This is a genomic window from Pedobacter frigoris (genome assembly GCF_005116445.1).
Taxonomy (GTDB): Bacteria; Bacteroidota; Bacteroidia; order Sphingobacteriales; family Sphingobacteriaceae; genus Pedobacter; species Pedobacter frigoris.
On sequence record NZ_SWBQ01000003.1, the window covers coordinates 24,930 to 45,846 of the forward strand.

20 protein-coding genes are annotated in these 20,917 nt (G+C 35.4%); 19 read left to right on the top strand and 1 reads right to left on the bottom strand.

Annotated features, from left to right (window positions below; all coding sequences use genetic code 11):
- Positions 1 to 28: 28 nt before the first annotated feature.
- The 18 genes from FA047_RS10805 (at position 29) to FA047_RS10890 (ending at position 19,648) form a co-directional block, all read left to right on the top strand.
- Entirely contained in the window at positions 29 to 232 is a 204-nt protein-coding gene (locus tag FA047_RS10805) for a helix-turn-helix transcriptional regulator (protein ID WP_136836091.1), read from the top strand.
- A 99-nt stretch (positions 233 to 331) separates the two neighbouring features.
- A complete protein-coding gene (locus FA047_RS10810) occupies positions 332 to 1,891 on the top strand; it encodes a restriction endonuclease subunit S (protein WP_136836092.1) in 1,560 nt (519 codons plus the stop codon).
- On the top strand, positions 1,878 to 3,485 hold the full coding sequence (locus FA047_RS10815; RefSeq protein ID WP_136836093.1) for an AAA family ATPase: 1,608 nt from the start codon (positions 1,878 to 1,880) through the stop codon (positions 3,483 to 3,485). Before FA047_RS10810 ends, FA047_RS10815 begins: the two co-directional genes overlap by 14 nt.
- Positions 3,482 to 4,378, top strand: a complete 897-nt coding sequence (locus FA047_RS10820) for a hypothetical protein (RefSeq protein ID WP_136836094.1) — start codon at positions 3,482 to 3,484, stop codon at positions 4,376 to 4,378. The genes FA047_RS10815 and FA047_RS10820 overlap by 4 nt, the downstream gene beginning before the upstream one ends.
- A gap of 14 nt (positions 4,379 to 4,392) precedes the next feature.
- Positions 4,393 to 5,850 carry a type I restriction-modification system subunit M gene (locus FA047_RS10825; protein ID WP_205943294.1) on the top strand — a complete coding sequence of 486 codons (1,458 nt, stop codon included), beginning with the start codon at positions 4,393 to 4,395 and terminating at the stop codon, positions 5,848 to 5,850.
- Between the two features lie 18 nt (positions 5,851 to 5,868).
- Positions 5,869 to 9,942 carry a leucine-rich repeat domain-containing protein gene (locus FA047_RS10830; protein ID WP_136836096.1) on the top strand — a complete coding sequence of 1,358 codons (4,074 nt, stop codon included), beginning with the start codon at positions 5,869 to 5,871 and terminating at the stop codon, positions 9,940 to 9,942.
- Positions 9,943 to 10,224: 282 nt separating this feature from the next.
- Positions 10,225 to 10,530: a DUF4134 domain-containing protein gene (locus tag FA047_RS10835; RefSeq protein WP_136836097.1), complete on the top strand. Its 306-nt coding sequence runs from the start codon at positions 10,225 to 10,227 to the stop codon at positions 10,528 to 10,530.
- Positions 10,531 to 10,541: 11 nt separating this feature from the next.
- Positions 10,542 to 10,871 carry a DUF4133 domain-containing protein gene (locus FA047_RS10840; protein WP_136836098.1) on the top strand — a complete coding sequence of 110 codons (330 nt, stop codon included), beginning with the start codon at positions 10,542 to 10,544 and terminating at the stop codon, positions 10,869 to 10,871.
- Positions 10,868 to 13,372: a TraG family conjugative transposon ATPase gene (locus FA047_RS10845; protein WP_136836099.1), complete on the top strand. Its 2,505-nt coding sequence runs from the start codon at positions 10,868 to 10,870 to the stop codon at positions 13,370 to 13,372. The genes FA047_RS10840 and FA047_RS10845 overlap by 4 nt, the downstream gene beginning before the upstream one ends.
- A gap of 29 nt (positions 13,373 to 13,401) precedes the next feature.
- Positions 13,402 to 14,034, top strand: coding sequence for a DUF4141 domain-containing protein (locus FA047_RS10850; RefSeq protein WP_136836100.1), 633 nt, complete (start codon positions 13,402 to 13,404; stop codon positions 14,032 to 14,034).
- 2 nt (positions 14,035 to 14,036) lie between these two features.
- The gene (traJ, locus tag FA047_RS10855; protein ID WP_136836101.1) at positions 14,037 to 15,032 is read left to right on the top strand and encodes a conjugative transposon protein TraJ; all 996 of its coding nucleotides are present in this window, start codon (positions 14,037 to 14,039) and stop codon (positions 15,030 to 15,032) included.
- A 20-nt stretch (positions 15,033 to 15,052) separates the two neighbouring features.
- Positions 15,053 to 15,676 carry a conjugative transposon protein TraK gene (traK, locus tag FA047_RS10860; RefSeq protein WP_136836102.1) on the top strand — a complete coding sequence of 208 codons (624 nt, stop codon included), beginning with the start codon at positions 15,053 to 15,055 and terminating at the stop codon, positions 15,674 to 15,676.
- A gap of 11 nt (positions 15,677 to 15,687) precedes the next feature.
- Positions 15,688 to 15,975, top strand: coding sequence for a nitrogen regulatory IIA protein (locus FA047_RS10865; protein WP_136836103.1), 288 nt, complete (start codon positions 15,688 to 15,690; stop codon positions 15,973 to 15,975).
- Positions 15,962 to 17,287: a conjugative transposon protein TraM gene (gene traM, locus FA047_RS10870; RefSeq protein ID WP_136836104.1), complete on the top strand. Its 1,326-nt coding sequence runs from the start codon at positions 15,962 to 15,964 to the stop codon at positions 17,285 to 17,287. Before FA047_RS10865 ends, traM begins: the two co-directional genes overlap by 14 nt.
- Before the next feature lie 24 nt (positions 17,288 to 17,311).
- Positions 17,312 to 18,205, top strand: coding sequence for a conjugative transposon protein TraN (gene traN, locus FA047_RS10875; protein WP_136836105.1), 894 nt, complete (start codon positions 17,312 to 17,314; stop codon positions 18,203 to 18,205).
- A gap of 20 nt (positions 18,206 to 18,225) precedes the next feature.
- Positions 18,226 to 18,786 carry a conjugal transfer protein TraO gene (locus FA047_RS10880; RefSeq protein WP_136836106.1) on the top strand — a complete coding sequence of 187 codons (561 nt, stop codon included), beginning with the start codon at positions 18,226 to 18,228 and terminating at the stop codon, positions 18,784 to 18,786.
- Positions 18,787 to 18,798: 12 nt separating this feature from the next.
- A complete protein-coding gene (locus FA047_RS10885) occupies positions 18,799 to 19,248 on the top strand; it encodes a DUF3872 domain-containing protein (protein WP_136836107.1) in 450 nt (149 codons plus the stop codon).
- Between the two features lie 112 nt (positions 19,249 to 19,360).
- The gene (locus FA047_RS10890) at positions 19,361 to 19,648 is read left to right on the top strand and encodes a molybdenum ABC transporter permease (RefSeq protein ID WP_136836108.1); all 288 of its coding nucleotides are present in this window, start codon (positions 19,361 to 19,363) and stop codon (positions 19,646 to 19,648) included.
- A gap of 79 nt (positions 19,649 to 19,727) precedes the next feature.
- On the opposite strand, the gene FA047_RS10895 is transcribed toward FA047_RS10890, so the two are convergent.
- Positions 19,728 to 20,498 (bottom strand): hypothetical protein, encoded by a 771-nt coding sequence (locus FA047_RS10895; RefSeq protein ID WP_136836109.1) that lies wholly within the window; start codon positions 20,496 to 20,498, stop codon positions 19,728 to 19,730.
- Between FA047_RS10895 and FA047_RS10900 the strand changes: the two genes are divergently transcribed.
- On the top strand, positions 20,463 to 20,801 hold the full coding sequence (locus tag FA047_RS10900; protein ID WP_136836110.1) for a winged helix-turn-helix transcriptional regulator: 339 nt from the start codon (positions 20,463 to 20,465) through the stop codon (positions 20,799 to 20,801). The genes FA047_RS10895 and FA047_RS10900 overlap by 36 nt on opposite strands.
- Positions 20,802 to 20,917 lie beyond the last annotated feature (116 nt).

A 20,917-nucleotide genomic window follows, 5' to 3' on the forward strand; every position in this document is an offset into this window, starting at 1 on the left:
GCATAGAATGCGTATTAAATAGCATTATATGAAAATAAATCGATTGAAAATTATATTGGCAGAACAATATAAGACTAGTAAATGGTTAGCCAAAGAACTGGATAAAAGTGAAAGTACGGTATCTCGATGGTGTACAAATGAAATACAACCATCTGTAGAAACATTAGCGCAAATAGCTAAGCTTTTAAAAGTGGATATTAAAGAACTTTTGAATTCAACAAAACAAAATTAACTAAGTACCATTTTGATTGATTATTGCAAAACAATATGCTATCCGATATAAATGAGGTATATGAATTTGTAAAAACAAATCTTTTGGAAAAGATTTAAAATGAAAGAGCAACAAGAAAAATATGATTTACCCGAGGGTTGGGTTTGGGTCACGATTGATGATATTGGTATTGTAGTTAGTGGAGGCACACCACCTACTAAAAATAAAGAGTTTTGGGGAGGAGATATTTCTTGGATTACACCTGCTGATCTTTCGAATTATAATGAAAAATATATTGTAAGAGGAAGTAGGAATATAACTCAGATAGGATTGGATTATTCTTCAGCTAAATTAATATCTAAAGGCTCCATTTTATTTTCTTCACGAGCTCCTATAGGATATGTTGTAATAGCTAAAAATGATTTATCTACCAGTCAGGGATTTAAAAACTTGATCCCGATGAGTCAGATTGATAGTGAATATATATATTATTATTTTTCCACATTAAAATTTCAAGCAGAAAAAGTAGCGAGCGGAACTACATTTTTAGAATTGTCTGCAAAAAATTTTTCAAATTTACCTTTACCTCTATGCACTTTAAACGAACAAAAGTTGATTGTATCTCAAATAGAGTTAATTTTTAGTAAGCTTGATGAAGCGGAGTCTGGATTAAAAAAGACTGAAAAACACTTAAGAATATATAAACAGGCATTGTTGAAAAATGCATTTGCTGGTAAGTTGACGAACAAAGATCTAACAGCAGATAAATTACCAATCGATTGGAGGATCGTCAAAGTTTCAGATCTTTCAAATGTAGTTAGAGGAGGTTCTCCAAGACCAGCAGGAGACAGTAGGTATTATGAAGGTAATATTCCGTTTTTGAAAGTAAAAGACATAACTAAAGATTCAAAAGTACACCTAACTACATTTGAGTATACAATTAAAGAGGCTGGCTTGATTAAAACAAGAAAAATAAAACCAAAAACTCTACTTCTATCAAATAGTGGCGCTACACTAGGCATTCCTAAAATATGTATGATTGATTCAACAATAAATGATGGTATTGCAGCATTTTTAGATCTTGACGAGAGAAGTATTTATTATTTATATTACTTTTTTCTTTTAAACACTCAAAAACTAAGAGATATTAGTATGGGTGCAACTCAACCAAACTTGAATACTACTATTATTAAGAATATCGAGTTGCCGTATTGCTCATTTGATGAACAAAGACAAATAGTTGCAATTATAGAGTCGAGATTTACTTTAGTTGATAATTTACAAAAGACGGTTGAAAATGTTTTAAATGAAATTATTGCTTTAAAACATTCTATCTTAAAAAAGGCATTTGAGGGCCGATTGGTTAACTATACTTCAAATGAATCTGTGGAAAACTTATTAAAAGACATAAAAGAAGAAAAAATATTATATTTTGAAAATCAAAAAGAACTGAGTCGTAGTAAACCAAAACAAAAGAAACAAATGGAAGAAAAGAAATCCATCCTTGAAATTTTAAAGGAATCTAATTCACCAATATCAGCTCAGGAACTTTGGGAAAAATCTACAAGTGAAGGAGATATAGAACAATTCTACAGTGAAATAAAAGAAATCTACTATCAGATAGATGAGTTAAAATCAAAAACAGAATCACTTTTAACTTTAAAAGATGAAAATAAATAACGTCCATATAAAGGGTAGATTTAAGAATCTAGAGGATTTTTATTTTGATTTTGGAGAAAGTTCTATGGAGACAGTATTGCTTGGGCTGAATGCTACAGGCAAGTCTAACTTTATGGAAGCATTAGTTATAATCTTTAGAGATTTAGATTTAGAAAGAGCTCCAATACTATATAAGCAAGGTCAAGCATTTGAATATAACATTACTTATACCTGTCGGGATAAAAGTATAGAAGTAGATTATTCCGTCAAACAAGGATATTCCTTCTCAATTGATGGCGAGAAATTAAAATCAAAAGCACAGTTTTTCAAAAACAAAAATGAGTATTTGCCTAGTCATGTTTTTGTTTACTACTCGGGTTTAAGCGAACGCTTAAGATCTTTGTATGCAGATCATAAACTTCAGCAATTTAAGAAAATGATGGATCCAACATCAAAATATGAAGACTTTAAAGAAATGCCTAGAATTTTTTTAGTAGAGCCAATCCATGCGAGTTTTGCTTTAATTGCTTTTTATTTATTTGATGAAAGAGAGAAAGAAACGATAGATTTTTTGAAAAGAGAACTTAACATAGTAGATTTTGGTTCAGCTCTTTTTATGTTGAAGCAACCCAATTGGTCTAAATCTCGTAAAGATCCAGATCACTTTTGGAATACTGCTGGCTTAGTCCGCAGGTTCATTGAAGACTTGTGGAATTTCTCGATTGTGCCAATGTTCTATAAGGAAACCGTAAGAGGAGCCTTAAACAAAAGAGAAACATTAAGCAGGCTCTTTCTTTTCTTAAAAGACAAAGAAGCAATCAGAGCATTTGTTGAAATGAAATATGAAAACAAAATTACTTTGTTTAATGCCTTATGCAGTCTTCATTATTCGGAATTAGTGGAAGACCAAGATGTCAGGATAAAAGTTCTCAAAGAGCATGTTGAAGGTGAATTAGCTATGGGGGAACTTAGTGAAGGAGAAAAGCAATTAATTACAGTGCTTGGTCTACTTAAATTTACAAAGGATGATGAAGCACTTATTTTACTTGATGAACCAGATACTCATTTGAATCCTTTATGGAAATGGAAATACCTTGAATTTTTGGAAAATGTAGTGAGTAAATCTGCTAAAACTCAAATTGTTTTTTGTACACATGACCCATTAGTTATAGGTGGTATGGAAAAAGAGCAGGTCAGAGTATTTAAAAGAGATGCCAATTATAAAACCGAAGTAACGGAGCCAGATGTAAGCCCAAAAGGTCTTGGTGTAGCAGGGATATTAACTAGTCCTTTGTTCGGTCTTCCTACGATATTGGATAAAAAGACTCAAGAAAAATTGAATAGGAAAAGATATTTACAAGGTCGTTTAATGAGAGAAAAATTAAATGAAATTGAATATGATGAGTATCAAAAATTAAAGGCAGAATTAGAAGATTATGGATTCTATGAAGAGGTTGAAGATAAGTGGTTTAAAGCTTATTTAGGTGAAATGTCAAAACTAGAAGCTTTTGGTAAAACTGAATTAACAGAATCTGAAAAAAAATTATTGTCTGAACAAAGTACTAAAGCCGCAGAACGCGTTTTAAAACTAATTCAAAAAGATGAATTAACATGAGAGTGATAAATTTATCTGATTTAAAAGCTAAATTCGATAGTCTTGAAGGCAAACATCCTGGAAGTTTTGATGATTGGGTTCAACGTGCAGACAAGTGTTTAAAGGATATTCGTCCAATGACCAAAAAGCAAAGAAGTGACTATTGGTCTAGAAATAATATTTGGTCAGAATTGTATCCTGCATTATCTGAATTATCGGGTCATAAATGTTGGTATTCTGAAGCTCCAGAAAGTTCTGGCGAATGGGAGATTGAGCACTTCCGACCTAAAGCAGAATCTAAATCTGAAAATGGTGCTGTAATTCTTGAAGATGGTTATTGGTGGCTTTCATATAGTTGGAGTAACTTTCGTTTTGCAGGCTCCTTAGTCAATAAACTTAGGAAAGATAGATTTGATTCAGGAAATGCGGTTTATGGTAAAGGAAATTTCTTTCCATTAGATGGAGATGGTTTGGCTCAAACAGATGATGAAGAATGTGATTGCGAAAGGCCACTTCTTATTGACCCCATAAAACCAAGAGATGTAACGTTGATATCATTTGATCAAAATGGAGATCCATATCCTACATACAGTCAAGAAGATAATCCTTTATATAATAAAAAAGCTACCCTTTCTATAAGGTTTTATGGTTTAGATCACACACCCCTACGCAGGGGAAGAAGTAAGATTTGGTCCAATTGTGAAATGGTAGTGAAAAAAGCACATAATTACATAAAAAACAACATCAATGATCCAGTACGGAGAGATGAAAAAATAGATGAATGCTATCTTCTTCTTCATAATTACTCAAAATATACAGAACCTTATTCTATGATTGTAAGAAATTTTGTAAAAGAAAAAATTAAGGACGATGAATATGGCTGGCTAAAAGATGTAGAACGAGTATTAGTATAATAAATTTTTAAATAATGGCATCAACAAATATATTAGTAGCAAAAATCTGGTCATTCTGTGATACCCTGCGTGATGATGGTTTAGGCTATGGGGATTACTTAGAACAGCTAACTTATTTACTGTTTCTCAAAATGGCGGACGAAAATAAAAACCAATATCAAATTCCTGAAGGATGTGACTGGCAAGAATTAAAATCGTCAAATCAAATAATTGAAAGTTACGAATCAATATTAAAAAAGCTCTCAAATTCAGGTGGAATGCTGAGCAAAATATTTGCTGGAGCATTAAACAAAATACATGATTCTGTTAAGCTAAAGAGATTAATCAATCTAATAGATGAAGAAGACTGGACATCACATGAAATAGATGTTAAGGGAGAGATTTATGAATCCTTACTGCAAAAGAATGCTGAAAATAGTGGAGCGGGTCAATATTTCACACCGAGATCGGTAATTACTGCTATGGTTGAATGTGTGCAACCTAAACCAAAAGAAAAAGTTGCAGATCCTTCTTGTGGTACAGGTGGCTTCTTTTTAGGTGTGCTTAATCATTTAAGAAAAATTAAGCTTAATAAATCAGAGCAAGAGTTTTTGAAGTTTCATACATTCAAAGGGTGGGAAATTGAAAAAGCCACTGCTCGGCTATGTTTAATGAACCTCTTTTTACACGGAGTTGGAGATTTAAAGGAAACTCCTGAAATAGAAGTTACAGATAGCTTAAAAAGAGCTAATGGAGAGGTGTTGGAATCGGAAAAAGTTGACATAGTACTTGCTAATCCTCCGTTTGGCGTAAGTAGTAGTGATATACCAACAACAGATAGAAAACAAGCAGAAAAAGACGGATATTTTCTAAGGAAAGATTTTTGGATAACGACAAGTAACAAACAACTAGCTTTTTTACAGCACATAGTAACAATGTTAAATGAAAATGGACGTGCTGCCGTCGTTCTTCCAGATAATGTACTCTTTGAAGGAGGGGCTGGTGAAACAATTCGGAAAAAGCTTCTTGAAAACACAAATTTACATACAATTCTTAGACTACCTACAGGGATTTTTTATGCTCAGGGAGTAAAATCAAATGTACTTTTCTTTCAAAAAAAATCTAAATTAAAGTTACCAGCAACTAAAGAGGTTTGGATTTATGATTATCGGACAAATATCAGGCATACTCCAAAAAAGAACCCATTAAAGAATGAGCATCTAGAAGATTTCATAAAGTGCTTTAATGCAAATAATATTTCAAAAAGAAAAGAAACTTGGAGTCAAGATAATGAAACTGGTCGTTGGCGTAAATATTCGTATGAGGAAATAATTGAAAAGGATAAAACAAATTTGGATATATTCTGGCTCAAAGACGACAATCTGATTGACTTAGATAATCTGCCCGATCCTGAAGTACTGATTGATGATATTATTGAAAATATTGAAAGTGCTTTGTCTAATTTTAGAATGATTAAGGATTCGTTGAACTAGAACTATAAAGTGTTTTTCATGAATGATTTTTTAAACGATAATATTTTTGATGTCGATTGTGATTTATTATTGATACCAATTTCAACAGTTGGCACCATTTCTAATTCTTTTAGAAGCGGTTTAGAAGAAATGAATATTGCAACAGATCTTTGGGAGAATAAGGATTATGAACTTGGTGATGTTAGAATATTACCTGAAAAATCAAAGAGAAAATTCATAGCTTTTGTTTGTACGGTCGATGGATATGATGGTGCTTATTATGCAATTAGATTAATAGGAAAAAGGCTGGCAGAAAAAGTAACAGAATTAAAAGATATTAGAGAAATAGCTAGTCCAATATTAGGAACAGGAGCTGGTAAACTTCAACCACATCTGAGTCTGAACATTATGCGTTCTGCATTTTATGAAAACAAAAATGTAGAAGGTATTCGATTAACTTTTTGTACTCCGGATGAAGAGATACTTTATTCTGTAAGAAATCATACATTAGATATTGACACTCCCAGCGGCCAATTAGTTATTGAAGCTGAAATTCCAAATATTCACGTCAATGAATTGGTAGAAAGAATTCAGTATGATAAAGAGTTTTATTATGAATTAGCTGAAAGAAAATTTAATGAGTTTATCGAACATGAATTGCCCAAAAATTTTTATGAGCAATTGGCGAATCAATTTAAGTCTTCTGGAATTACCTTTAAAGAATTCATCAATTCGGATTTATCTAAAGAACAACATGAATTCACGATGCTTTGTGGAGAATTAATCGCTTACATTGATTTTAATGCATATCATAAAAATATATGGAATAGATATCCAGATAAACGTGTATTAGCTAAATCTGCAGTCCGTCAGAATGATTGGTTTTTGAATTTTGTCAAGTTTAAACTGACCAATAAGCATAGCTCTCTGAGTCCAAGTATCAAAAATGCATTTGCTTACTTGAAATCTCCTAGTAATAATCTCACAATGCTTTCTGAAAATCATAGAAAGAAAGTTTTGGAGAATATTTTCCATGATAGAATTTATAATGATAGGTTTGAAGAAACAATACTGATTTTTTTTAAAAGATTAGGATTAAAAACCCAAAACCCTGAAAACTTCGGCGCCCTTTGTAGTCGTATTCTTTATTTACCATTTGTCAAACCTATTTGGAATGAGAGCATGTCAAAGGATCATTATCTAGAAGATAATCTAAGATATACCGACTTATCAACGGCAAGTTTTCTGATTGAGCAATGTTTAAAAACCAATTCAAAAATATTGGATTTAGGGAATTGTGGATTAAGAAATTTGGAGATTATACCTGAACTTTTCGAGTGTACTCATATAGAGGTATTGATTTTAAGTAATGAATGGGCTGAATATAAAAATGGCAAATGGAGAAAACTCACTAGTAAAAACAAAGGGAATAGAAATAACATTGAATCTTTGCCGGAATCAATGAATAAATTCTCCGAGCTAAAAATCTTAGTTTGTGGGGGCGATTGGAACGATTACAATAACCAAAAATGGAACAGGTGGGGTATTACTTCTATTACTTCTATTTCTAAGCTAAAAAAGCTAGAATACCTAAATCTAAGTAATAATGAGCTAACTAACATAATAGGTCTAAAGAGGTTAACTTTACTTAAAATCGTTCATTTAAATAATAATGAAATATCAAAAGTTGAATTTTTAAATGAGTTAAGCAATCTTAAAGAGCTATATCTTAGCAATAACAAGATTAAAACGGTAGATTTTATTAGTGGATTAGTCAATATTGAGACAGTAGATTTACACAACAATATTATCAGAGATCTCAGACCAATCATAAAAATCATTCAAAATATTGGGATTAGTAATGATAAGTGGGAAATAAATACATTAAACATAGCAAATAATCCTTTGGAATTACCACCAATGGAAATAGTAACATTAGGCAAAGAAGAAGTTCTAGGTGTACTTGATGATATAGAAAAAAGAGGTCGTTATGTCAATAAAGATATTAAGGTTATTCTGGTTGGTAATAGCGAGGTTGGTAAATCTACCTTGGTAAAATATCTCGATAAAGAAAATGGTCTAGAAGATGAACATCTTCCTACTCTTTGGATGGAAGAGAAGATTATAAACAGTAAGTATTCGGTTAATACCATCGGAGAAGAGTGTTTGTTACACATATTTGATTTTGGAGGACACGACTATTATCATGATACTCATCATTTGTTTTATAGTACCAATACAATTTATCTCCTATTGTGGGATAAAGAAACTAATAATTTAAATTCAAGAAAAATTCTGCAGAAAAGCAGAAAAAACTTAGAGATAGAAGTTGAAACTCAAGATTACCCTATAAGATATTGGTTAGATTCTGTAAAGTTTTATACCAAAGATGTTGAAGCAGATAATTTTGAATTTGAAATTAAAAGAGATGTCACTTATGACAGCCCACTACTCTTAATTCAGAATAAGGTTGACAATGCTTCCGAAATTGTATTTCAAGATAATAAAACTCTCAAAAATGACTATTCATTTATTTATGATATGATTAATATTTCCCTTAAGCCCAAAAGAAATTTAGATCATTTTGATAGTTTGTTTTTGGAGATGCTTAACAAGATGAATATTATTGGAGCTGTTCTTCCTAAGTTCTATGAGACAATAAAGAACAGCATAAATTCTTATAAAGGAGAGCCTGTGCTAACTTTTTTTGAATTTGTAAGTTATTGCAATGGAATAATTAAAAATCCTATTGATGATTCTCAAGCTAAAAGGTTAGTTAAATATTTAGAACAAGTTGGACTTGTGTTATGTACAAGTAAAGACATGGATGAAAAGATATACATTGATAAGAAATGGGTTATTGAGAATATGCATAAAGTCCTTGAAAAACTTGTGGATAAGAAAGGAGAATTTAAAAGAGATTATGTTGTAAGAATTCTTGGTAATGATGACAGTAAAGTTGATGATTTACTGTTAATGATGGAGGAGTTTAAGATTATTTTCAAAAACCCTTATTCAGATATATATATTGCGCCACTTTATCTACCTAAAATTCCTGATGGAAAAATTAAGTTGTTTCTTAATGAAAGTCAGATTACATATCGAAGATTTGAGTTCAAAGGATTCATTCATAAAAATGTTATTTTAAGTATATTTCAGAAATTTGGAACTCTTTTTTCTTCTGATAAGAATATAGATATTTTTTATTATTGGAAAGACGGATTGATAATAAAGAATCCAAACACAGACGAAATTATAATGATAAGATTTCATCTCGGTAATGAAAATGGGAATGCTTGTATTGATATTTATGATTTATCTCAAAAAGAGAAGCCTATATTCAGAGATGACGTGCTCAAGTTCATTAGAGATGTTAATCAAGGTTATGAATTAGAAGAAATGATTACCTTGGATGGGATTGATTATATATCAAAAGAACTACTTGAAGAGAATGCCAAAATAGGTAAGCATGTCTTTTCAGAAAAGAAATTATCTGAACCTGTGAAATCAGAACAACAAAAGCTTTTTAAACTAAAAGATTATATGGAATTTATAGACAACCCTGTTAAAAAGAAAAAAGTAGTCATATCTTATTCCAAAAAAGATGTAGCACAGATTCATACTTTGAAGAGATATTTACGCCCTTTAGTAGATGCCGAACTAATTGAAGAACCATGGTACTGTACTAGTTTAAATCCTGGTGATGATTGGGATGGAAAAATCAAACATAAATTTCAAGAAGCAGACATTATATTTTTCATGATTAGTGAATATTTTTACAGCACTAAATATATAATTGATCACGAAATTAAAACTGCTATTGATAGATATGACAATGGTGAGAGCATCAAAATTGTTCCAATAATTTTAGAGTTCTACGATTGGGGTAGAAAGAATCCGCATAATCTTCAACGGTTTTCAGCTTTACCATATCAAGCAAAACCAATTAGTGATTTTGGCAACCCAAAATTGGCTTGGAGTACAATTACTTCTTCTGTAAAAATGATGATAGAAAAAGACCTAGATCCAGGAAAAATTGAGATAATAAGTCGCGATCTTGAAGAAATCTACGAAAGACAAGTTAAAGGAAAATTAGATAATAATTCATTATAAATCTTCATACCTATTTTATCGAATTATTTAAGTCATAATAAGTTTTTTAAGTACTATTTTCTAATTTTTAATAATATGTTGATTAAGTAAGGAAAAACAAGCATAATGAAAAGGGGGCTGTTTCTATAGGAAACAGCCCCCTTTTCTTGTTTTAATCCCGCCACCCAAAGCCAAACAATTCCTCTGACTACCACTTTGTTACAACGCCTTGATTTCCGAAACACCTTTGTCCCAGAATTCCGCAAGGTGCGGGATAACTAAACAAAATAATGTGTTTCAATTATGGAAAAACAAAGAAAAAAAGTTTTGCTGGCAGCAGTGGCAATGCTGTCAGGAATTGGTGTGTTCGCACAGGGAAATGGCACGGCAGGTATCAACGAGGCTACCCAAATGGTAACTTCCTATTTCGACCCCGCAACCAAATTAATTTACGCCATCGGTGCGGTCGTCGGGTTAATCGGAGGGGTTAAGGTGTACAACAAATTCAGTTCTGGCGACCCCGATACAAGTAAAACGGCGGCAAGCTGGTTCGGTGCGTGTATCTTCTTGATTGTTGCAGCTACCGTTCTGCGTTCATTCTTCCTTTAATCCTTTACCTTATGAATTACAATATCAACAAAGGCATCGGAAGAACGGTAGAATTTAAAGGGCTGAAAGCACAATATCTGTTCATTTTCACTGGTGGACTGCTCGGTACGCTCACCCTCGTGATGATACTGTATATGACAGGCGTAAACTCTTACATCTGTTTGTTCATCGGAGCAGGCGGTGCTACGCTGATTGTGTGGCAGACCTTTTCACTTAACAAAAAGTATGGAGAACACGGATTAATGAAAATCGGGGCAAGAAAAAGACATCCCCGACATATCATCTGTCGCAAGCCTGTACACCGCTATCTAAAATTCACTCCTAAACAAAATGCCGTATGAGAAATGTAGCCAAGACCTCAACATTGGAAAACAAATTTCCTTTGCTGGCAGTAGAAAATAACTGCATTCTTTCTAAAGATGCAGACATTACCGCCTGTTTTGAAGTGCGTTTACCGGAATTGTTTACAGTAGCTTCTGCGGAATATGAGGCTATTCATTCCGCTTGGCACAAAGCCATCAAGACCTTGCCGGATTTTACGGTCATCCACAAACAAGATTGGTACATCAAGGAAAATTATGCTCCCGATTTGGCAAAAGAAGACCAGAGTTTTTTGGCTAAATCTTATCAACGTCACTTCAACGAGCGACCGTTTCTAAATCATTATTGCTATCTATTTCTTACCAAAACCTCTAAGGAAAGAATGCGTATGCAAAGCAACTTCAGTTCGCTTTGCAAAGGTTCGTTGATACCAAAGGAAATCAGGAACAAGGAAACGATACACCGATTTATGGAAGCCGTTACACAGTTTGAACGTATTGTGAACGATAGCGGATTTATAACCCTGCAACGCCTAACCGAAGATGACATCATCGGAACGGACGAAAAACAGGGATTATTGGAACAGTATCTTACACTTTCGAGGGAAGTAGGAACGCCAATGCAGGACATCGCACTCGGAACAGAAGAAGTCCGTATTGGCAACAAAAGATTGAGCCTGCATACCTTGTCTGATACGGACGATTTGCCCGGAACGGTATCGGCAGATACCCGATTTGAAAAGCTGTCAACCGACCGAAGCGACTGTCGTTTATCGTTTGCTGCACCTGTGGGCTTGTTGTTAAGTTGTAACCATATCTACAACCAATATTTGTTTTTAGATAACAGTGAAGACAACTTGCAAAAATTTGAAAAATCCGCAAGGAATATGCACTCTTTGGCTCGTTACAGTCGTGCCAATCAGATTAACAAAGAATGGATAGAAAAATACCTGAACGAAGCACATAGCTTCGGGTTGTCTTCCATTCGAGCGCACTTCAACATTATGGCGTGGTCGGAAGATCCTGCGGAACTGAAACAATTGAAAAATGATTGCGGTAGTGCATTGGCGTTAATGGAATGTAAGCCACGTCATAACACTACTGATGTAGCCACTTTGTATTGGGCAGGAATGCCGGGCAATGCAGGCGATTTTCCGAGTGAGGAAAGTTTTTATACATTCATAGAACCAGCTTTGTGCTTTTTTACGGAAGAAACCAATTACCACAATTCTCCATCGCCATTCGGGATAAAAATGGCTGACCGATTGACCGGAAAACCTATCCATTTGGATATATCGGATTTGCCGATGAAACGTGGGATTATTACCAACCGGAATAAGTTTATACTCGGTCCATCGGGAAGCGGAAAATCATTCTTCACAAACCATATCGTACGGCAGTATTACGAGCAAGGCGCACACGTTTTGCTTGTGGACACTGGAAATTCTTATCAAGGTTTATGCGAACTCATTAAAGGTAAAACCAAAGGCGAAGATGGTGTTTACTTTACCTACACCGAAGACAATCCGATTGCTTTTAATCCTTTCTACACCGATGATGGTGTGTTCGACATCGAGAAACGTGAAAGTATCAAAACTTTGATATTGACGCTTTGGAAACGTGATGATGAACCACCAACTCGTTCGGAAGAAGTTGCCCTTTCTAATGCCGTAAGCGGATATATTGAACGCATTAAACAGAATGATGTTTATCCATCTTTCAATGGTTTTTATGAGTATGTAAAAGGCGACTACCGCAAGGTATTGGAAGTAAAAGAAGTAAGGGAAAAAGACTTTGATATTGCCAATTTTCTGAACGTTCTCGAACCTTATTACAAAGGTGGCGAATATGATTATTTGCTCAATTCTGATAAACAATTAGACCTGCTTTCCAAACGCTTTATCGTGTTTGAAATTGATGCGATTAAAGACCACAAAATCCTCTTTCCGATTGTAACCATCATCATTATGGAAGTTTTCATCAATAAAATGAGAAGGCTTAAAGGTATCCGAAAACTTATTCTAATTGAAGAAGCGTGGAAAGCTATTGCCAAAGAAGGAATGGCAGAATACATTAAATATTTGTTTAAAACGGTTAGGAAGTTCTTCGGAGAGGCGATTGTTGTGACACAAGAGGTTGATGACATTATCCAATCGCCGATTGTGAAAGAAAGTATCATCAATAATTCCGACTGTAAAATCCTTTTAGACCAACGCAAGTATATGAACAAATTCGATGATATACAGGCGATGTTGGGGCTTACCGACAAGGAAAAAGGACAGGTGCTTTCCATCAATATGAATAATGATGCAAGCCGACTGTACAAAGAGGTTTGGATAGGTTTAGGTGGTACGCATTCGGCAGTTTATGCCACCGAAGTTAGCTTGGAAGAATATCTCGCATACACCACGGAAGAAACCGAAAAATTGGAAGTGATGCAGCTCGCTTCCGAATTGGATGGCAATGTAGAACTCGCCATCAAGCACATCGCTATGCAGCGACGTGATAATGTAAATCAATAGTCAATTAACATTTTAAAATTTCAAGAACAATGAAAAAATTAATGTACTTGGTATGTACGGCACTAATGATAGCCGTAGCACCATCAGCAAATGCACAATTTGTAGTAACCGACCCTACAAATTTGGCTTCGGGCATTCTCAACAGTGCGAATGAAATCGTACAAACTTCTTCAACGGTAAGTAATGTCGTTAAGAACTTCAACGAAGTGAAGAAAGTATATGAGCAAGGCAAAGAATATTACGACAAGCTCAAAGCGGTAAACAATCTCGTAAAGGATGCCCGAAAGGTGCAGCAAACGGTACTCTTGGTAGGCGATGTTTCAGAAATGTATGTACAGAATTTCGGTAAAATGATGAATGACCCGAATTTCTCCGCTCAGGAACTAACGGCTATCGCCAACGGGTACTCGGCATTGCTGAATGAAAGTACCGAACTGCTGAAAGAATTGAAGCAGATTGTAAATACTTCCAGCTTGTCGCTGAACGATAAAGAACGTATGGATATTATTGACCGTGTGTACAAAGAGGTAAAAGAATACCACAACTTGGTACGCTACTACACCAATAAAAATATCTCCGTGAGTTTTTTAAGAGCGAAAAAACAAAACAATACCAAAAGAGTGCTTGACCTCTATGGAACTCCTAACCAAAAATACTGGTAATTATGGAATTTGATAATCTTCACGAAGTCCTACGCTCATTATATGATGAGATGTTACCACTGTCCGCCGATATGGCGGCAGTGGCTAAAGGAGTAGCAGGTTTGGGAGCATTGTTCTATGTCGCTATAAAAGTATGGCAGGCTTTGAGCAGAGCCGAACCTATTGATATGTATCCATTGCTTCGTCCGTTCGCTTTAGGGATTTGCATTATGTTTTTCCCAACTATCGTATTGGGAACAATCAATGCAGTATTAAGTCCGGTGGTACAGGGTACACACGCCATCCTTGAAGACCAGGTGCTTGACCTTAATGATTTGCAGGCTAAAAAAGACCTCTTGGAACGGGAAGCAATGCTACGAAATCCCGAAACGGCTTACCTCATTTCGGATGAAGAGTTCGACAAAAAACTCGAAGAATTGGGCTGGTCGCCTTCCGATTTGGCAACAATGTCCGGGATGTATATGGAACGTGGTATGTACAGTGTGGAGCAGTCTGTAAAGAATTGGTTTCGCAATCTGTTAGAGGTACTGTTTCAGGCATCAGCTTTGGTTATTGATACCATACGGACGTTTTTTCTCATCGTTCTGTCCATACTCGGGCCAATAGCTTTTGCTATTGCCGTATGGGATGGTTTTCAATCTACGCTCACGCAATGGCTTACCCGATATGTAAGCGTTTACTTGTGGCTTCCGATAGCTGATTTGTTCAGCTCTATGCTTGCCAAAATACAATCCCTCATTATCGAAAAAGATATTGAAATGCTTGCCGACCCAACTTACATACCCGATACGGGCAATACGGTCTATATCATTTTTATGATAATCGGCATCGTGGGTTACTTCACAATCCCAACGGTAGCGGGCTGGGTAATACAGGCAGGCGGAGCAGGAAACTTTACCCGAAATGTAAATCAAGCTGCAATGAAAACCGGAAATATTGCCGGAGCTGGGGCTGGTTCAACCATTGGAAACATTGGTGGCAAGCTAATGAATAAATAAACAATTAATCATTTATAAAAATGGAATTTAAAACGCTAAGAAATATAGAAAACAGCTTTCGGCAGATACGATTGTATGCCATTATGTTTGCCGTTCTCTGCATTGGCGTGGTAGGATTTTCCGTATGGCAGTCCTACCGCTTTGCAGAAGAGCAACGCCAAAAAATCTATGTATTGGATAATGGTAAATCTTTGATACTTGCCTTATCACAAGATGCAAGTATCAACCGTCCTGTGGAAGCAAGGGAACACGTTCGACGTTTTCACGAGCTGTTTTTTACACTTGCTCCCGATAAAAACGCTATCGAAAGTAATATGAGCAGGGCATTCAACCTTGCCGATAAAAGTGCCTTTGATTATTACAAAGACCTATCGGAAAAAGGGTATTACAACCGTATCATTTCAGGAAATGTACAGCAACGTATCGAGGTGGATAGTGTTGTGTGCAACTTCAACACCCATCCTTATGCGGTACGAACCTATGCCAAACAATTCATCATCCGTTCGAGCAACGTAACCAGACGTAGCCTGGTTACTTCCTGCTATCTCGTGAACTCTGTTCGTTCAGACAACAATCCGCAGGGCTTTAATATTGAAAAGTTTGCAGTGGTTGAAAACAAGGATATAGAAGTCATCGAACGCTAAAAACACAGATTATGAAAAAATTAAGAGCAACTCTGGACATATACTTTGAAAAATTTGATGAACGTTGGCAGGCATTACCATTGCGGAAACAGCACAAATATACGCTGTACTTCTTTGTGGGTTATCTGCTACTTACCGCAGGTGTTATCTGCAAAGTTTGGTATGATACCTCAAAGTCCGAAAACGATATGGTTATTAAGCATATTGAAAACCCTGTCCTCAAAAAAAGTGAAAGCCCTGCAAGATTGCAGGACACATTATCAACAACTCTAAAAAATAAGATTTATGAAAGAAAATGATAACAAAAAATCGGTTGTTCGGGTAACGGAAGGAAACCCGGCAACAACCGCTGATGTACCACAAGATGGCACACAGAATAAAGCAGAAAAGCTAAAAAAGCCACTCATTATCGGTTTAATGGGAATTGTCTTCTTGGGTTGTATGTACCTCATATTTAAACCTGGCGAAGATAAAAATGCACTGGAGAATATTGGGCTGAACGATGCCGTACCACAGGCTACGGACGCAGGAATGCCAGCCAACAAAGGCAGGGCTTACGAGCAAGATATGCTGGAAAGTAAAGAGCAGGAAAAACGCAATGCACTTACAACACTTTCAGATTATTGGAATACGGACAGTACACAGACCAGTAAAGAAATGCTTCCTGAAGAAGATGAAAATAATAGCAGTGGCAAAAGTTTGGGAAAAAACGGCAATCCTGCATTGATTAGTTATCGCAATGCACAAAGTACATTGGGTTCATTTTATCAGAATGATAATTCGGAAACTATGGAACTCCGCAGGCAACTGGACGATATGAAAGAAAAGCTGGCTGAAAAAGATGTGCCTCGCTCTGTAACCGTAGATGACCAATTGTCTTTGATGGAGAAATCTTATCAGATGGCAGCAAAATATCTTCCGCAAAATGCGAATACTGGAAATACAGCTCCTGCCGATGTTAAAACAGAGGTTTCGGGTGCTAACCAAAAAGAGAGTTTTGTAGCATTTACGCCTGCAAGAAAGAACACCGTATCTGCTTTGTATCGGGAACCTACGGACAGTGCTTTTTTAGCCGATTGGAGCAAAACAAAAAACCGTGGATTTTATACCACTGGTTCTGTTGAGCAGATGGCACAACCAAAAAACAGCATCAAAGCTTGTGTACACGAAGCTCAAACGGTTATTGGCGAAACGGATGTTCGTTTACGATTGTTAGAGCCTGCTCAAACGCCACAACGTACCATTCCGAAAGGAACTATTGTAACGGCTAATGCCAAATTTCAGAATGGCAGGTTACAATTAAAAGTTACTTCCATAGAATTGGAAGGCAACATTATTCCTTTTGAAATAAGCATTTACGATTTGGACGGACAACAAGGATTGTTCGTTCCGTACTCGCCAGAAAGAAATGCGGTTACGGATATTGTGGGCAATATGGGCAGTGCCACAGGTTCGAGCTTTAGTATGAATTCTTCAACGGGACAACAAATTGCTTCCGACCTCAGCAAAAGTGCGGTACAAGGTATTTCGGGTTATTTCGCCAAAAAAGTAAGAACGCCAAAAGTTACCCTAAAGGCAGGTCATCAAGTCTTGCTTGTATCTAAAAAATAATGTTGAATTAAAATTAATAAAACAATGAAAAAATATTTAAAAACCTTTTGGGCATTTGCCCTGATATTCGGCTTTGTCGTACAATCTTATGCGCAAGACAGCATCAGAACACCGCTTGCATTGGGCAAGATAGAACCTTACAAAATGGAAGTTACTTACGATAAGACTTCGCATCTGATTTTCCCAACTGCCATTCGTTACGTGGACTTGGGTAGCGAATACCTGATTGCAGGGAAAGCAGAAGATGCCGAAAACGTACTGCGTATAAAAGCATCGGTAAAGGATTTTGAACCTGAAACTAATTTTTCAGTAATTACCAATGACGGACGTTTTTACAGCTTCAATGTGTATTACAGTTCTTATCCCGAAGTGTTGAGCTATGACCTTTTAACAATGCAAAAAGCAGTAGATAAAGCCAACGGAAACGATGTGCTTTTTGAAGAATTGGGCAATAATTCGCCTTCTTTGGCAGGTATGCTTTTAGAAACCATTTACAAAAATGACAAACGCATTGTAAAACATATTGGTGCTGAAAGTTTCGGCATTCAGTTTATTTTGAAAGGAATTTACATTCATAACGGCAAATACTATTTCCATACAGAATTAAGAAACCGTACCAATGTGCCTTTCCAGATTGATTTTATCAATTTCAAAGTCGTAGATAAGAAAGTGGCAAAACGCACCGTAGTGCAGGAAAGACCTATGATACCGCTTAGAATTTACAAGCCATTGGATGAAATTGGCGGAAAAACAACCGAACAAAATGTGTTTCTATTAGACCAATTTACCATTGATGATGACAAAATTTTGCTGATTGAGATTTTCGAAAAAAACGGTGGCAGACATCAAACGCTTCAAATAGAAAATTCGGATTTAATAAAAGCCCGATTGATAAACGATATGCACCTGAAATTTTAATAACTTTTTAAAGCAATTATATGAAAAAGTATATCTATACCGTGATGCTCCTTCTGATGGCCATCACGGTTACACAGGCACAAAGAATGCTCCCAAAGCAAAAAGGAATTGAACTGAATGCAGGCGTGTTATCCAAAGATAAAATCGGCAATGATTATTACCTCAACATTGGAATGACTGTGAACGGTAAAAACGGGAATTACCAACTTTGGGCATTGGAATATACGCATCAATACCACAATTATAAAGACATCCGCATTCCGCAAGAAACCTTTACTGCCGAAGGTGGTTACAGTTTATTTCTATTAGGCGATGCTCGTAAAAACTTCACGCTAAACTTAGGAATAACAGGCGTAGTCGGTTACGAAAGCATCAACCGTAGCGAACCGATGTTGTATGATGGTGCGAAGATTTTGAGCGAAGACAACTTCATCTACGGAGCTGGCGGACGAATTACTTTTGAAACGTATTTGTCAGACCGATTTGTGTTGGTTCTTGCAGGAAGAACAAAGGTTTTGTGGAGTACAGATATGAAACAATTCCGTCCGTCCGCAGGTGTGGGATTAAGGTTTAACTTTTAAAAAACAGAAAAAATGATAGGAATATTTAACAAATTCAGAATAGGATTATTGCCGATATATGTAATGCTGGCAATCTTCACAGCTTCGGTCTCTTTGGTATCTCGTAGCAAAGATGATGAACTCGAAATACAGAACGATTTTCCTTTTGAGGTCAAAGTAATGCCTGTCCCGAAAGACGTTGCCAATGGACAGACCGTAGAAATGCGCTTTACCATACAACGAAACGGTAATTACAGCAACACGCAGTATTTTATCCGCTATTTCCAATTTGATGGACAAGGCACACTTCGATATTACGATGAAGCCCCTTATGTGCCAAACGATTTGTACCCATTGCCTACGGAGGAGTTCAGGTTGTATTACACGTCGGCATCTGCCGTATCACAATCTTTTGAGGTTTGGATTTCGGACAGCTTTGGGAACGAAAAGCAGTTGAGCTTTGAGTTCAATAGTAGTGATTAAGAGTAACTTAAATTAAGGCAAAAACCGACCTGTAAAGTCGGTTTTTTTGCTTTTCGGTTTTCGGATAAAGGCAATTTTTCTTAAATTTACTTGAAACATAATTTGAATGAGTATGGATGCGATTACTGCTCAATTGGCACTTGGTATTATTCCGCTTGTTATCGGGATAGGGCTTGTTTATTGGATAAGCCGCAGGAAATTTTACAGGCGTAATGCTATGGGTGCAGAAGGTTTTTCGAGCTTTGAAGCATCTGTATTTACACGTTTTATAGAACGTATTGGCAAGTGGGTTGCTTATGCTTTGATTATTATCGGTGTTCTTTTCATCTGGTCGTATTTGCAAATGAAAAAAGAGAAAAAACAATCTGAGGTAAAAACGGAACAGCCTTCCCAACGTTGATACTAAAGTTTAATTGAAAAACTACTGTTGAATTTTGCAATCAGTCCAATGGATGTAAAGCACTTTTAGCGTAGTTATTTTATTCTCCGCTTTGATTTCCATAACCTAATAAGTCAATATGGATTGATGTTGATTTGTATTTTCCATTACGCATACTTTCTACAAAGTCAGTTTTTGAAATTCCAAACGAACTTGAAATATAATGAAAATGTGCTTGTCCATTTTTCCAATTTTCTTTTCCTCCGATACTATTGTATGTCAGAAAGAAACAATGCCAGAAATCATCTTTCTCAAAAAAATGAGAAACAATGACTTTTCTGTGTTCAATTACATTTTTTAACTCGCCATCTGTTAAATCTGTTTCGCCAACCTTTTCAATTGTGCCATCTTCTTTAATGTGAAATAATTTCGGAAGTTTTTTCCCTTCTAAACCAGCTGGTAAGTTTTCAAAAAGGTATTTACTATATAAATATCCAAATTCATTATGAGCTATAAAAATTAAAGACATAAGTTCGTCTGTCTTTAAGGACATCTCTTTAAGTAAGCTTATTTGGTCTTTTTTTCGTGTTGTTTTTAATAATTCAATAAAATTCCCGTGAATTTTTGTTTGTTCAAACTGTCCAAAAAATCCAACCAAAGTTTCTTCTGCCTTTTTGATAAAGAATTTATCGTCCAATAGAGAAGTAAAAAACGGATTTTTAGTATTCAGTAAATCACGAAGTGAAATTGCACGTTTTTCCAGTTCAAACGATTTATAATATTCAACAGGATTTACTTTTTCTACTTTGTCAGTAGAAAAAATCCTAGTAAAACCTTGTCCATTTTCGTCAAATATTTTTTCTGTATTCATAGTCGTTTCTGGTTCGTTATAATTACCACTATTGTTTATTCTATTTCACAAAGAAACAATCGTTTTCATTTACTGAAAAAGGAATTGCCAAATATTTCTGAACAAGTTTTAGGTCGTCAGCTTAAAGAATTGGAAACTCACGCAATAATTGTCAAAAAAGAAATTCCCGAAACTGTTCCTATCGGGATTGAATATATCTTAACTACTAAAGGATTAGATTTAGTTCCGATTTTAGAAAGTCTTTCCGATTGGGGAAAAACTCATGCTGATGGTAAAGAAATTTCAGTTTGTTCGTTGTCGTAATTTTCTTTTGGTAATAGTTTTTCTGTCAGCTTGCAGGTGTAGCGGAGACTTGGAGCAAACATTTTACAACATTTTTTTTAAGTTATATTTCGTTAAAAGTAAGTAATTAATAATAT

Coding starts and splice junctions, on each gene's coding strand:
- FA047_RS10805 (WP_136836091.1), top strand. CDS start 29: ATGAAAATAAATCGATTGAAAATTATATTGGCAGAACAATATAAGACT.
- FA047_RS10810 (WP_136836092.1), top strand. CDS start 332: ATGAAAGAGCAACAAGAAAAATATGATTTACCCGAGGGTTGGGTTTGG.
- FA047_RS10815 (WP_136836093.1), top strand. CDS start 1,878: ATGAAAATAAATAACGTCCATATAAAGGGTAGATTTAAGAATCTAGAG.
- FA047_RS10820 (WP_136836094.1), top strand. CDS start 3,482: ATGAGAGTGATAAATTTATCTGATTTAAAAGCTAAATTCGATAGTCTT.
- FA047_RS10825 (WP_205943294.1), top strand. CDS start 4,393: ATGGCATCAACAAATATATTAGTAGCAAAAATCTGGTCATTCTGTGAT.
- FA047_RS10830 (WP_136836096.1), top strand. CDS start 5,869: ATGAATGATTTTTTAAACGATAATATTTTTGATGTCGATTGTGATTTA.
- FA047_RS10835 (WP_136836097.1), top strand. CDS start 10,225: ATGGAAAAACAAAGAAAAAAAGTTTTGCTGGCAGCAGTGGCAATGCTG.
- FA047_RS10840 (WP_136836098.1), top strand. CDS start 10,542: ATGAATTACAATATCAACAAAGGCATCGGAAGAACGGTAGAATTTAAA.
- FA047_RS10845 (WP_136836099.1), top strand. CDS start 10,868: ATGAGAAATGTAGCCAAGACCTCAACATTGGAAAACAAATTTCCTTTG.
- FA047_RS10850 (WP_136836100.1), top strand. CDS start 13,402: ATGAAAAAATTAATGTACTTGGTATGTACGGCACTAATGATAGCCGTA.
- traJ (WP_136836101.1), top strand. CDS start 14,037: ATGGAATTTGATAATCTTCACGAAGTCCTACGCTCATTATATGATGAG.
- traK (WP_136836102.1), top strand. CDS start 15,053: ATGGAATTTAAAACGCTAAGAAATATAGAAAACAGCTTTCGGCAGATA.
- FA047_RS10865 (WP_136836103.1), top strand. CDS start 15,688: ATGAAAAAATTAAGAGCAACTCTGGACATATACTTTGAAAAATTTGAT.
- traM (WP_136836104.1), top strand. CDS start 15,962: ATGAAAGAAAATGATAACAAAAAATCGGTTGTTCGGGTAACGGAAGGA.
- traN (WP_136836105.1), top strand. CDS start 17,312: ATGAAAAAATATTTAAAAACCTTTTGGGCATTTGCCCTGATATTCGGC.
- FA047_RS10880 (WP_136836106.1), top strand. CDS start 18,226: ATGAAAAAGTATATCTATACCGTGATGCTCCTTCTGATGGCCATCACG.
- FA047_RS10885 (WP_136836107.1), top strand. CDS start 18,799: ATGATAGGAATATTTAACAAATTCAGAATAGGATTATTGCCGATATAT.
- FA047_RS10890 (WP_136836108.1), top strand. CDS start 19,361: ATGGATGCGATTACTGCTCAATTGGCACTTGGTATTATTCCGCTTGTT.
- FA047_RS10895 (WP_136836109.1), bottom strand. CDS start 20,498: ATGAATACAGAAAAAATATTTGACGAAAATGGACAAGGTTTTACTAGG.